A 13039-nucleotide genomic window follows, 5' to 3' on the forward strand; every position below is an offset into this window, starting at 1 on the left:
AAAAGATTGTATTTATAGTAGAATAAAAAATAATTATGCTCCTATATATTGTAGTTGCACAGAGATAAAGAGGGATATTTTATGAAAACCAAATGCATCGAACTCAGTACATTTGAAAGCGAGTTGCTTCTCTCCTATATCGGTCAGGACAGGACCGCCCCCATTCCGGCCAGCTTATGCCGTATTATTTACCGCCGTCTCGAAGGCCAGCCCGTTTTCGCGTCCGATCCGGTGCAAATTCATTCGACTTCCGTCGCCAACACCTATCTTTCTGCAGACAACCGCTAGAAACTTTCCGACTACGACATCATAAAAACGTGCATACAAAATTGTATGCACGTTTTTTCTATAATCGACTTAATTCTTATTCATTTCTTTTTCCAACCGTTTGGTGATTTCTTTTCCCGTCTTCGTCTTAGCCAAGCCGCCATCTGAAGTTTCTTTCAAAGCAACGGGCATTAACCTGCCGATTTCCGCCATGGCCTCGATTACTTCGTCAGGCGGAATGACGCTGCGGACACCGGCTAAAGCCATTTCAGCAGCCGCGACGGCCATGACGGCAAAAACGGCATTCCGCTTGACACAGGGAACTTCCACCAGGCCGGCAACGGGATCACAGGCCAGTCCAAGGACATTTTTTAAGCAAAGAGCGAATGCATGCATGACCGCCTCATTGGAACCGCCCGCCAACTCCGCCACGGCAGCGGCAGCCATACCGGCTGCCGTGCCGCATTCGGCCTGGCAACCGCCGACGGCGCCGGCAACGGTCGCATTACGGGAAACGACAGCACCGATCCCGGCCGCCGTAAAGAGAGCATTGACACGCTGTTCTTCCGTTGCTTCCAGTTCTTCGGCAGCAGCCATCAATACGGCCGGAACGATACCGCAGGAACCGGCTGTCGGACACGCAACCACTTTGAACATCTTTGCATTCGCCTCACTGACGGCCAAGGCGTAAACTGCCGCCTTATGCGCCAGCGGTCCCAGCAACAGCGCTTGTTGTGCCTGCAATTTTGCGGCGTCGCCGCCGACAAGTCCGCTGACGGATCTGCCCGTATCGTTCAGTCCGGCAGCAACCGATTCTCTGAAAACATCCAGCCGTGAAGCCATCAAGGCCCGAACATCCGTTTCTGACGCTTCAGCCGTTTCCATCTCATGGCGCACAACAACTTCCGAAAGGGTCAGGCCGCTTTGATCGGCATGTTCCTGCAGCTCACGGAGTGTCGTATATTCATATGTAAACATGGTTCCTCCTATAAGGGTAATAAGGTAATAACACTTTCAATAGCCGTAATATTACTGATCACGGCAACCATCTCCGCCGGCACCGGACTGTCCGTGCAGACGATCATGACGGCGTTGGCATGCTTCGCGCTTCTGAAGACGCGCATGTTGGAAACATTGATCTGTCCGATGGCCAGAATCGTCGTGACCTGCGCAATAATGCCGGGCCGGTCGTTATGCATCGTAATCAGCGTATGCTCTTCGCCGCCGAGAGCGACGGCGGCGCCGTTGATTTCCCGTATTTCCATCTTGCCGCCGCCGAGAGAAACGCCGAGCACTTCCATTTTCCGCCCCGAAACACCGGTCATGGCGATACGCACCGTGTTCGGATGAGACACGTCGGCATCCGAACGATTCCACGTAACCTTCAGTCCGCGCTCGTCGGCAATCGCAAAAGACGTGCGCAGATGAACGTCATCGGCAGAAAAGCCGAGCAAACCGGCAACCAATGCTTTGTCCGTGCCGTGCCCCTTATACGTTTTGGCGAAGGAGCCGTACAACGTAATCACAGCCTCTTTGATTTCTTCATTCATAATGTTGCGGGCCATGCCGCCGATACGTGCCGCTCCGGCTGTATGTGAGCTGGAAGGACCGATCATTACGGGCCCGACGATGTCAAAGACACCCATTGCAAAAGACCTCCTTTGGTGTACACAAATCATACAGTAAACGGAATGATCTGCTGTAAATAAAAACTATAAATATATACATTGCTGACCGATTCATGACGAATCTGCTCTACCGCCCGCTTATATAAGTCGAGCTGCACGCGATACCGCGCTTTGAAAGCCGCGGCGGTGTCAAGATGATCCGTCTTGTAGTCAAGCAATACCCAACCGTTCCCCTCTCGGAAGAGACAATCCAAGACGCCTTGTACCATTATGGTCTCTCCCTTTTCCAGCGCCGGCAAATAAGGAGCCGCCGAGAGCAAAACGCTGAACGGATATTCCCGGTACACCTGTGGAGACGCCGCCAACCGGCGCCCCAGCGGCGATGCGCAAAAGTCGAGAATCGCCTGGCCGTCGACCAGCCCCGCTTCCTCGGCGGAAAGAATGCCCTTATTGCGTAATGCCGCCAGCGCTTCCTCCAGTTCCGCCTTACCGGAAAGCTGCCGCAACGGCAAATATTGCATCACCTTATGAAAAACGGTTCCTCTATACGTCCCGCTTTTCGTCGTCCGCATATCTGCAGCCAGCCATGCAGGAGGTTCCCGGAAAGGACTGACTGTCCCTTTTTCCGGAAACAGGGACAAGGCCTCTTCCGCCATAACCGCAGCCGCGGCCTTTGTCTGTACCGATTGACGCTTGAGCTCCGATACCGAAACCTTGGCCGGCGTCACAACGGCCTGCGGATATGCATATTGCCAGACCAGCCTCTTTTCCAGCCAAGAAGGTACCTCGGTCCCCGTATGCCGTCCATCGCGGACAAGAGCTAGGCGGGGATCCGGTTCCGGCGGCCGCACCGGTACGGCACCGCTCCTTTGTTGATGAAAATAAACATGCCAGAGCCGCCGCACGATCCAAGGCCGTGTTGCCGCTTCGCCGTGATACGGAATCGCCGCGGCGAAGACAGGACAAATCCAGTCGAGATACGTTTTAGCCCGCAAGGGATCTGGCCGCTGCTGCCATTGCCGCCATTTTTTCTCCAAATCAGCGGCCTTACCGACAAGGATCAGCCGTTCCTTCGCTCGCGTCATGGCGACATACAACAGTCGTTCCTCTTCGGCATTATCTTCCCAAATCCGGCGTTGCTTGATGCTGTTCCACGCCAGCGAAGGCGTATAAGCCCGCCACTTTTCATGATAAACTTTAATACCGATGCCCAATTCATTATGAAAAAGCAAGGGAGATTTAAAATCCTGGCGGTTAAATGATTTGCCCATATCTGCGACAACAACGACGGGAAATTCCAGCCCCTTGCTCTTATGGATCGTCATGATGCGAACAACGTCTTCTCCCTCGCCGAGCCCGTTAGCCGGCGCCAAATCATGATTATTGCTGCGCAGCATATCAATAAAGCGCAAATAGCGGTAAAGGCCGCGATACCCGTTATCTTCATACACCCGCGCCCGTTCCCGCAGCGCCTTCAAGTTCTCTTGACGCAAAGATCCGCCTTCCATAGCGCCAACATAGGATAAATAACCGGTATCATCGTAAATTTTCTGCAACAGCTCGGAAACACTGCTGCGCCTGGCAAACGTCCGCCAACAGGTGAAAAGATGGAAAAAGTGCTGCACGCTGTCCCGCTTCAGTCCGGCCGGCAGCGCCGCCGCATAAGACGGCAGATTCCGCCACAGCGTACCGCTGCCGACGAGGCGCAGTTCCGCCAGACTTTCTTCATTCAGGCCGACTAACGGTGAACGCAGAACCGCCGCCAGCGGCAGATCCTGCTCCGGATTATCAATACACCGCAGCAGGGATAACATCATTTCCACTTCTACGGCAGCGAAATATCCGCCTTTTTGCTCCGTGTACGCCGGAATCCCTTCTCGTTGTAAAGCTTCCGCCATAGACTCGGCCTTATCCGCCGTTGAGCGCAAGAGGATAACCATATGACGATAAGAGAGCGGCTCTCTGCCGCCGTCTTTAGTCGCAACGGTCAGCCCTTCTTCCCGCAATTCGCGAAGCCGCCGTGCAACGATGCCGCATTCTTCTTCAAAGGCCGACAACGCCTCTTTTTCTTCACGATCATCGGAACCGGCCGCTCCTTTATCAAACAGATGTACTTCCACACGCCCTTCTTCGCCGTCATTCCGCCCGCAGTAGAGCCGCTCCGCCGTACTGTAAATCATACCTGCGGCGGCTTCCGTCATCGCGTAAGAAAACACCTCATTAACACTGTCAATAACGGCAGCGGCACTGCGGAAGTTCTTTGACAAATCAATCCGACGCTCCCGTCTGTCCGCCGTTTTATCGGTTGTAAATGTTTTATATTTATGCAAAAACAACGTCGGATCCGCCAGGCGAAAACGATAAATACTTTGCTTGATATCACCGACCATAAAACGATTGTCCCCACTGGATACAAGACTGGTAATCAACTCCTGTACGCCGTTCGTATCCTGGTACTCGTCGATCATCACTTCTTTAAATAGCTTCCGCAATTCCAGCGCTGCCAGGGAAGGAACGACATGGAGAGGCGTCGAGACGGGATCCAAAAGAATGCGCAAACAAAAGTGTTCCAGATCACTGAAATCGAGCCAGCCTTTTTCTTTCTTCCGGATTTCGTAAGCGGCGGCAAAATCTTTGACAATCGTTATCAAAGATCGTATCGCCGGCGCCATCTGCCGCAACCCGTCCAGCCATTGCTTACTGTCTACGGAAAAATAGACATTGCCGATATCTGTTATGAGCACTTCTTTAACGGCACTGCGTTCACCCTTGACCTGCTCCCAAAGCTCCTTCTCCGCTTCGTCCAACCCTCGCAGCTGTAATCTGACAAAACGCATATCGGTAAAGGCTTGCTGCAGCCCTGCCCAGGATACTTGCTCATCTGCCGCACGAAACAGGGATTGTTCCTCCGTTAACGCCGCGCTGACCTTGGCAAAGGCGGCACGTCCCGACAGTTCACGCAGCAAGGCGGCATAAACGGCAACGGCTTCCTGCAATGCGCTGTGAATCTGTTTTTTTACCGGCTCGATCCACGGAACAGCATCAAGAGCAATCGCAGGCGGCAGGTCGTACGCTGCACAGGAACAATCAAGCCAATAATCCGGCCAAGGCATACTTCGCGAAAACACATAGAGCCGATTGATCAAATCCATAAACTCCTCATCGCCTCTATCGCTACCGAACATATCGGCTACGTTACGAAAACGCTCGCGCTTTGCCGCGTCTTCCGTTTCATAATACTGTAAAAACAGCGCTTCCAGTACGTTGCGCCTCAAAACGGCTAAATCTTCTTCACCGGCGACCTTGGCTTGCGGATCTAGGTCAAGGAGATAAAAATAGCGACGCAGCACGTTCCGGCAAAAAGAGTCGATTGTTGATATTTGTGCTGACGGCAATAAAGCAAGCTGCCGTTCCGCCTGCTCATTCGGCCCGGCGCTCAAGACCGCCGTCAGCGCTGCCGCAACACGCTCCCGCATTTCATCAGCGGAAGCCTTGGTAAACGTTACAACCAAAAGCTCGGTAATATCCAGGGGATCGTCGGCACACAGAAGGCGCTGGATAATTCGTTCTACAAGTACCGCCGTTTTGCCGGATCCTGCGGCTGCCGATAAAAGCAACGTCTCCTTGCGGCTGAAAATCGCGTCTTGCTGTTCTTCAGTCCAAGCCATTTGTCGCGCCTCCTTCCTGCCGAAGAATTTCCATCACTTTCTTTTTTTCAGTTATAACCGGCACCGTATAGCTGTTTCCTCTGAAACGACTGTCGAACGCACAGATTCCATGATAGGCACAATAAACGCAAGCCGTTTGGTTGCCGCGCTTAAGCGGCGCTATATCAATCTTACCGGCGTCAATGGCCGCGGCAATCGCGCCGATACGTTGCCGTACCAGAGACAAGAGCGAATCCCAATCCCCGTCATTATACAAAACAGTGGAATTCTTCGGCACACTGCCGTCTTTGTTGAACGTTACTTCCAGGAATTGCGAACCGGAGTCAATCGTTTTATCCAAGGAGCGTATCCGTTCAAAATCAGCGGTGAAAAACCCCTGCACCTTGTCGTGGTCATGATAAGCCTGCTCCATTTCCCGCTCTTCCGGCAAACGGGAAAAACTGATTTTATCATTGCGAACACGGCAATAAAGTACGGCTGCCGGCGCGGCGCCGCTGCCGAAATGTTGCAAGGCAACGGCCATATACGTCAACAACTGCAACTCAACTGCCGCATACACATCCAGCAGATCCAACGATTTCCTGCCGGACTTATAATCAATGACGACGATAAACGTTTTGCCGTCTCGACGCAAAACATCTACTCTGTCAATCTGCCCCGTCAGTACAACTTCCAAACCGCCGGGCAAGGTAAAACGCAACGGTTCCCAATCATGTCCGTCTCTCCCGAAAGAAGCTTCAACGGCGGCCATTTCAAAGGCCGAGGCCCGGCTGAAAAGAACCAGTATCCGCACTTTTCTTACCAACGTTTGAACCAGTCGTGTCTTGATCTCCTGATAATATCCGTTGGCGGCAAGAATATTATTGCGAATATACGGAACCCAGGCTTCAGCCGCTTCCCGGCAAATCGTCTCGATCTCACCCCAAGCGAGATCACGCCATTGTTTTCCCTGCCGCAACAATTCCTCACTGACGGCGCATAATGCGCCGTGCACGAACACGCCGGAGTTGGCTGCGTCAAATTGGTAGGTTTCCCGTTCCCGCAGTCCCAATCCGTATTTTGCAAAATAAGCAAAAGGACACTGCCTGTACTGCTCAAATCTGGTAACCGAACCACGCAGTGATCCGTCAGGCGCAAAGAGCTTCCTCACCGTCTTTCCCGCCAACGCACAGGCCTGATTATGATAAAACAGGCTCCCCAGAGACTGCTGCCACAAGGAGCCGCCAGCATGCTGCAACGCCCAATCGTACAATCCCCACCAAATATCGCCTACAGGTTCTCTTTTCACTGCCGGCTGAAGCTGCTGCGGCAAGTATGTCAAAGCGGAAGAAAGGGTATACAAGTATTCCTTTTCTTCACCTGCCGGCATCAGTTCTTTTAAACGCCGCAGCAAAACGATATAGTTTTTTTCCAGCAGCTGCCTGACCCATGCGGCCGGCGGCAACTGTTTTCCTTCTTCATCCGTCAAAACATAGGAAAGCCAAAGTTCATCCCGAGCCCGGGTCAAGGCTAAATAAAAAAGAAATCGTTCTTGAAAAGAACGGAACCGGCTGCTCGGCGCCAGATGCAATCCGACAGTATCTAAGCTACGGCGGTCTGTATCGTTAAAAAGGGCGTCTTCTGTCTGTACCTGCGGAAAAACGCCATGATTCAGCCCGCAAATGAAAACCACTCGGCCTTGTAACGTATATCCCCGATCGATCGCAGTTAAGGTCACGTGATCAAGCGTCGGCGGAATCAAGGTGAATTCCGAGCCGTCAAAGGCATCTGCAATAATTTCCGAGAACGCGCCGACCGAGACCGTATCATCACCGCAAAGGGTGACGATTTCTCCGAGAATTTCCACGATCCGTTTCCATACCTGCTCATGCTCTCTGCTCTCAACCATCTGCCCGGCTTCTTCGTCAGCCCGTTGCCAGGCTTCCAGCTTTTCCGGAATCCCCAGGCGAAGGAGCCAATGGTACAGCAGCGTACACCATTGGCGTAAACTTTTTTCACCACGACCTTCTTGCCAGAACGGCAAAAGTATTTTCCGTACCGCCTCGCGCAGCTCATTGATATGCCGCAGCATATCTGCCTCATCGGACGTCAAGCGCTGTCCGGGGAAACGCATTTCCGTATATTGCCACGGCGCTTCGGACAGCCATTGATCGCCGCGTATGCCGTATGCCAGGCAGTAGTTTTCCAGTTCATCAACGGCCTGACGCGGCAAATCGATAAGATCTGTTTTCAGCAGCTGAAAAACCGCTTCATGATTCCATCGCCCTGTCAGCACCTGCAAAAGCGAGACAACTGCCTCCGCCGCAGGATGCGCGTGCATAGGACGTCTGTAATCGCTGAAACAGGGAATCCCGTAGCGCCGAAAAATCCGTTCCACAAAATGGCAGTACTGTGCCGTATTGCGAACAATGACCAAAAAATCCCGGTAACGGTGCCCGGTCTGCACAAGGGCCATGATCTTTCTTGCCACACCGTCGATTTCCACTTCCCTGCTGCTGCATTCCGTAAGATGAAGCCGCGTCAAGGGAACCGGCGCTTGCCTCGGCACGACATGGAAAAAATCGTCGCGCAGTTGCATCAGCTCGTCAGCGGCGTTATATCTGACAGTATGCACTTGAAGTGTCGGAAACGCTTTTTTCAGTTCATTGTATACCTCATAGGCCCGATGAAAAAGCGCTGTCTCCTTTCGCTGTGAAGGCAACCGGTCACGATCCATCGTCAACGTAATCGTCACATTTGCCGCAACGGCAGCTATCGCTTTCAATACCGCCAGTTGCTGTGCCGTAAACCACTGAAATCCGTCTACCCAGACTTGGGCGCCCTGAAGATACGTATACGTACCAACTTCTTTAGTCAACATCGTCAGCGTGTCATCAACGGACCCGAACCGTTCGGCAAGAAAAGCCTCATACACCTCATAAAGCAGGGCCATGTCTTTCAGCTTACGCGCCAACGGCCCCTCCTCAACAGTCGACGCACACCTCCGCAAATCATCGGCAGTGACACAAAAAGAACGGCATTCCCAAAGGAACTGTCCTGCTGCAGCGGCAAATCCGGGTTGCCTAGCCGCTGTCTGCAAAACGGTAAACCGATCCGCATAACGGCGCAGCAACCGCTGTAAAATAAGCGTCTTCCCCAGATCGGATAAAGGCGTTTTTTCTTTTCCCCGTTCCTGCAGCACGTGATACGCCAGCCGTGTAAACCCGGTAATAGATACGCCCATAAATCCTTTTCCGGGCATAAAGTCTGCAAACCTTCGTTCCGTATCGTATGTCGCCTGATCCGGAACCAACAGCATCGTTTTGAAGTCCTGCGCCGCCAGAGTCGCCATCTGTTCAAAGCAGTATGTCGTTTTTCCGCTTCTGGCCTGTCCGAAAAGCACCGTTACAGCCATTCCATCACGCCCTCGAATGTATTTCTCAAAACAACAGATACCTATATTGTATCATAAGGGATGGACTTTTAAAATAAATTTCCGCGTGAGTCTTGCTCGCAAAAAAAAGAGAGAATTAGCAGAAAATTTCTGTTAATTCTCCCTTTTTGTATCAAATCACGGCTGCCGCCGGCAAAGGCGAAACCTTATTCTGGCGGCGCTCTTGGAGCCACTGCAGATCATACGGTTCGAACACTACATTTTCGTATGCCTTAATGTCCAGCGGCGTGCCATCCCAGTCGGAATGAATGTCGCCATTCTGTTTAATCAAAATATCGTAAAGAATATCATAAGTAACGCCGTCCTTCCCATCTTTTTCCACAATAGTGCTGTATGGCAACGTCTTATGATAAGTCAGTTCCAAGCCTTTGTAGTCAAAATGAAACCCGCAACGCATCCGGCAGCCGTCAAGGCCGACATAGGAGGAAAGCTTGCGCAAATCCGCCAAAATCCCGTCATGCTCTTCATCATACAAATTATCGAGCGTCGTCTCCGTGTAATCAAATCGGAACTGAATAGAAGCGCCGGCAACGCGGAGAAACCGTTCCAAATACGGTACCATTTCCCGAAAAGGATATTTCTTATACAGGACACAATTGATTCGAAACGGCACAGCCAGTTTCGACAGTAACGTGTCATTGGACTCGACAACATAATGTTGCATGTGCCGGGAAACGTTAATGCAGGTAATTTTATGCTTATTTCGCTCCGTAAAACGGATAATGTCCTCTTCACTCTGTACGCTGGAAATCGGCAACGTCGTATTGATGTAGACCTTATGCGTCAACGGTACGACATCAAGCATTTGCTGTAAAATTTGCAAATCCGCAAAAGGCTCCCCGCCAGTGAAAACAAAATCACAATTCGGTGTAATACGGTCCATCGTCTTAATGCTTCGGCAAATTTTTTCGGCAGAAAAACCGACGGGATCCGCATACTCTTCTTTATTAATGCAGAAGGGACAATTATTATAACAGTCATACGGTACAAATACAGTCACTGTGGCGCCGCCTTCTCTGGTCTTATATACCATCTGATTCGGCGCCGGCTGGCAAAAATGTCGAACTTTCATAGCAGACTCCTTACTCCTTGACAATCTGTATATTGTCAGACTTTATACATTACAAAAAAAGTAGACAATATAATTACACCCTATTTTACCACATTTTTGCTAAACATCAAATACATATAAAAGATGCAATATAATCATTCTCTATGCGTACATTCTATATTGAGAATAAAAAAACAGAAAGAGGGAAAGGACCTCCCCTGGCTTCCCCCCTTCTACATGATTACAGCGCTTGCGATATCTCCTTGGCCGTTTTTTGCACGCTTTTGATGATCTCCGGCAAAAGTTCCTCCGTCAAACGTGACAAAGGGGCAGACAAACTGATCGCCGCAACGACTCGCTGATGAGAAAAAATCGGAGCCGCAATACAAGCCATGCCGATTTCTACCTCTTCCCGTTCAACGGCATACCCATTTTTTCGAATCAAAGCCAACTCTTCATTCAATGTATCCCAATCGATGACCGTATATTCCGTAAAGCGCTTCAGATCACAACCTTCATATCGTTTACGATATGCCTCGTCAAAAGCCAGCAGGCATTTACCCGATGCTGCACAGTGGCTGGGACGAACGGAACCGATCGGCGGGGCGACATCAACGGAAGCCGATGACTTTATCTTTTCCAAAATGACATGCTGCGGATAAGCCGATTCATTTACGGAAAAAGTCGTCATATGCACACCTTCGCCAAATTTACTGGCAAGGGCTTTGGCATATGGATAAGCAACCTTTTGGATAGATCCGTTTTCACGAAAAAGCATGCCTAACGAATAAATCTGCAACCCCGGCCAATAAAGTCCCGTGTCCTTATCTCTGCTGATAAAGCCGCGCGCCTCCATCGTCTCCATCGTTCTGCTGACAGTACTCTTATACAGTCCCATCATCTTGCTGATCTGCGTCACGCTCAGCGGCCGTTCTTCTTTCAAGAAAAGTTGTAAGATCGCCAACGCGCGATCAATGGATTCAATCATACCCGTTTCCTCCTCGGAAGCTTTTCTTTTGCCTTTATTATAAGATCCCGTCCGTCCCTGTCAAGAAGCATTACTTTTCTTGCCGCCCCGTCCATATTGATAAAGACAATCCCCCAATTGCTCGACAATACCGCGGCACTCCAGATTATTCGACCAATTTTTGGGAACGGCAGTCGCCCCGTACAAAGCGCCGCCGATATTGCCGCAAACAGCCCCGCAGGAATCGCTGGCGCCATCTTGATTGCAAGCCATGATCACAGCGTTTTTTAAGGAATCGGCTTTGAGGATGCAGTAAATTGCCAGCGCCAGAACTTCCCGCGCCGTATTGCCGGTGCCAATCTCTTTCATCGCCTGCACGGCACCATGTTCCGAAGCCGCTTCAACAAACGCTTTATCCAACACGGCCAGCAGCGCTTCGCTGCCCTTTTGCCGTTTCACGACCTGCATCATAGACTCCAATGACGGCGCCAAGGCGGCGCCGCTGCTGAGTTGGGCAATCAGCAGACTCAAGGCTCCGGCCGCCAAACGAGCCGTCAAATCACCATGTGTCAGGCAAGCCGTCTGCGCCCCGACAGCAAACGCCCGTTCCCAGTCACCGCTAAAAAACAAGCCGACCGGCGCTACGCGCATGACAGCACTGCTGCCGCAACGAGCGTTCGGCAGATTCGTTTCCGTAAAACGACGACCTGTAGCCAAGGTCATAAGACAAGTTTTTCCGGGAGCTCGCCGCGCATAGAGAGACTGTATCCCCATGAGATCGTAGGACCACTGTATTTCGTGCTCCTGACGCTTCATCCATGCCATCTGTTCCGGACTGACAATTCGCTCCGTCTGAGTATAATACCAGCGCATATATGACCGAAAGACGCCTTCCTGCGGTTCCAATCCGGCTTGTGCCGCCCACAACAAGCCATCGGCCGTAAACAACGACATCTGCGTATCATCGGAAATCAGCCCTTGATTGCCGTTCACTTTAGACTTCAAAATCGTCCGCAAGCCGTAGGGCCCATATTTCCTGCGAATCGTATGCAGATCATCAAACTCGATTAAATAGCCTAAGGCATCTCCGGACGCTCCGCCCAACATGCACCCTGTAAAACGATCCAAGGTCTCCATAATTTCTCCTCCGTTATAGCAGCAGTCCTTTTCATCGCCGTATATAATATCAAGTTCTGGATTTACTTTTTATCGATTATGTTATATAATTAAAAATTTATGATTACATTATAACAAAAATACACAGAATTTGGCAAATTATCCCCCATCTACGCTGCAGCCGTAACACCGGCGATCAGGGAAAATAATGCTTCCACAGTTTGCGTATTCCCGTGTGAAAATAAATCACATAGCCGCCGATCACCCCGATCAAGGCCTGCAATATCTCAAAAGGCAGCTTTATCCACGCGTACATGGGCGTGCTGTATACATAAGCCCGGCCCAAGGAATACCCGACAACCATAATGACAGCGCCGATTAACAAAGCCGTTACCGCTTCTCCCTTGCTCATGTCACCGCTATTTCTGTGCACAATTGCAGAAATAGCCCAAGCTTGAATACCATGCGTCACCAAAGATACAGACATAGGCGCCGGATAAAAAAAGAAATCCCCTAAAAAAGCACCGATACCGCCAATAAAAAACGCCTCTTTAGGAATAAACAGCAACGCTGCCAAACAAATGATGATATCATTAATATACAAATGACCGCCGGGAACGGGAATTCCCACCGAACTGAGCGCCATATTCATAGCCATGAATAAAGCTGCGATCGTCAATCGCTTTGCAGTAAATCCGTTTCTTTTCTGTACCATCAATCCTTACCTCCATATACGTATAATATGTAATTATAACGCAATACTGACCCGATTAATATATCCAGAAACTAAAGTCTTAATATGTACAGTTTGATCGGCGGATCTGCGTCATAATTCCCGTAATTAATGATTTTTACCCTATACGTGAACGTCACCTTACCTCTTGCTCCCCGTAATTGCCGCCGGATGTT

Annotated in this window: 9 protein-coding genes; 1 reads left to right on the top strand and 8 read right to left on the bottom strand. The window is 50.7% G+C overall.

Features of this window, described 5'->3' with window-relative positions:
- Window positions 1-81 precede the first annotated feature (81 nt).
- Window positions 82-288, top strand: a complete 207-nt coding sequence (locus HMPREF1250_RS05915; RefSeq protein WP_023053717.1) for a hypothetical protein — start codon at window positions 82-84, stop codon at window positions 286-288.
- 69 nt (window positions 289-357) lie between these two features.
- Here the strand turns inward: HMPREF1250_RS05915 and sdaAA are convergent, their stop codons facing one another.
- The 8 genes from sdaAA to HMPREF1250_RS05955 form a co-directional block, all read right to left on the bottom strand.
- Entirely contained in the window at window positions 358-1245 is an 888-nt protein-coding gene (gene sdaAA / locus HMPREF1250_RS05920) for an L-serine ammonia-lyase, iron-sulfur-dependent, subunit alpha (RefSeq protein ID WP_023053736.1), read from the bottom strand.
- Window positions 1246-1253: 8 nt separating this feature from the next.
- Window positions 1254-1913 (bottom strand): L-serine ammonia-lyase, iron-sulfur-dependent subunit beta, encoded by a 660-nt coding sequence (gene sdaAB / locus HMPREF1250_RS05925; RefSeq protein ID WP_023053718.1) that lies wholly within the window; start codon window positions 1911-1913, stop codon window positions 1254-1256.
- Between the two features lie 29 nt (window positions 1914-1942).
- Window positions 1943-5563 (bottom strand): helicase-exonuclease AddAB subunit AddA, encoded by a 3621-nt coding sequence (addA, locus tag HMPREF1250_RS05930; RefSeq protein WP_023053739.1) that lies wholly within the window; start codon window positions 5561-5563, stop codon window positions 1943-1945.
- Window positions 5550-8957, bottom strand: coding sequence for a PD-(D/E)XK nuclease family protein (locus HMPREF1250_RS05935; protein WP_023053733.1), 3408 nt, complete (start codon window positions 8955-8957; stop codon window positions 5550-5552). Before HMPREF1250_RS05935 ends, addA begins: the two co-directional genes overlap by 14 nt.
- Before the next feature lie 151 nt (window positions 8958-9108).
- Window positions 9109-10068 (bottom strand): 4Fe-4S cluster-binding domain-containing protein, encoded by a 960-nt coding sequence (locus HMPREF1250_RS05940; RefSeq protein ID WP_023053725.1) that lies wholly within the window; start codon window positions 10066-10068, stop codon window positions 9109-9111.
- 220 nt (window positions 10069-10288) lie between these two features.
- Window positions 10289-11035, bottom strand: a complete 747-nt coding sequence (locus HMPREF1250_RS05945) for an IclR family transcriptional regulator (protein WP_023053728.1) — start codon at window positions 11033-11035, stop codon at window positions 10289-10291.
- A 60-nt stretch (window positions 11036-11095) separates the two neighbouring features.
- On the bottom strand, window positions 11096-12151 hold the full coding sequence (locus tag HMPREF1250_RS05950; RefSeq protein ID WP_023053732.1) for an ADP-ribosylglycohydrolase family protein: 1056 nt from the start codon (window positions 12149-12151) through the stop codon (window positions 11096-11098).
- 175 nt (window positions 12152-12326) lie between these two features.
- Window positions 12327-12845 carry an ECF transporter S component gene (locus tag HMPREF1250_RS05955; RefSeq protein WP_023053720.1) on the bottom strand — a complete coding sequence of 173 codons (519 nt, stop codon included), beginning with the start codon at window positions 12843-12845 and terminating at the stop codon, window positions 12327-12329.
- Between the last annotated feature and the right edge of the window lie 194 nt (window positions 12846-13039).

Origin of the sequence: Megasphaera vaginalis (ex Srinivasan et al. 2021), assembly GCF_000478965.1 — a bacterium.
Taxonomy (GTDB): domain Bacteria; phylum Bacillota; class Negativicutes; order Veillonellales; family Megasphaeraceae; genus Megasphaera; species Megasphaera vaginalis.

Bases quoted from the DNA above. Each gene is read 5' to 3' on its own strand.
- HMPREF1250_RS05915 (WP_023053717.1), top strand. From the start codon at position 82: ATGAAAACCAAATGCATCGAACTCAGTACATTTGAAAGCGAGTTGCTT.
- sdaAA (WP_023053736.1), bottom strand. From the start codon at position 1,245: ATGTTTACATATGAATATACGACACTCCGTGAGCTGCAGGAACATGCC.
- sdaAB (WP_023053718.1), bottom strand. From the start codon at position 1,913: ATGGGTGTCTTTGACATCGTCGGGCCCGTAATGATCGGTCCTTCCAGC.
- addA (WP_023053739.1), bottom strand. From the start codon at position 5,563: ATGGCTTGGACTGAAGAACAGCAAGACGCGATTTTCAGCCGCAAGGAG.
- HMPREF1250_RS05935 (WP_023053733.1), bottom strand. From the start codon at position 8,957: ATGGCTGTAACGGTGCTTTTCGGACAGGCCAGAAGCGGAAAAACGACA.
- HMPREF1250_RS05940 (WP_023053725.1), bottom strand. From the start codon at position 10,068: ATGAAAGTTCGACATTTTTGCCAGCCGGCGCCGAATCAGATGGTATAT.
- HMPREF1250_RS05945 (WP_023053728.1), bottom strand. From the start codon at position 11,035: ATGATTGAATCCATTGATCGCGCGTTGGCGATCTTACAACTTTTCTTG.
- HMPREF1250_RS05950 (WP_023053732.1), bottom strand. From the start codon at position 12,151: ATGGAGACCTTGGATCGTTTTACAGGGTGCATGTTGGGCGGAGCGTCC.
- HMPREF1250_RS05955 (WP_023053720.1), bottom strand. From the start codon at position 12,845: ATGGTACAGAAAAGAAACGGATTTACTGCAAAGCGATTGACGATCGCA.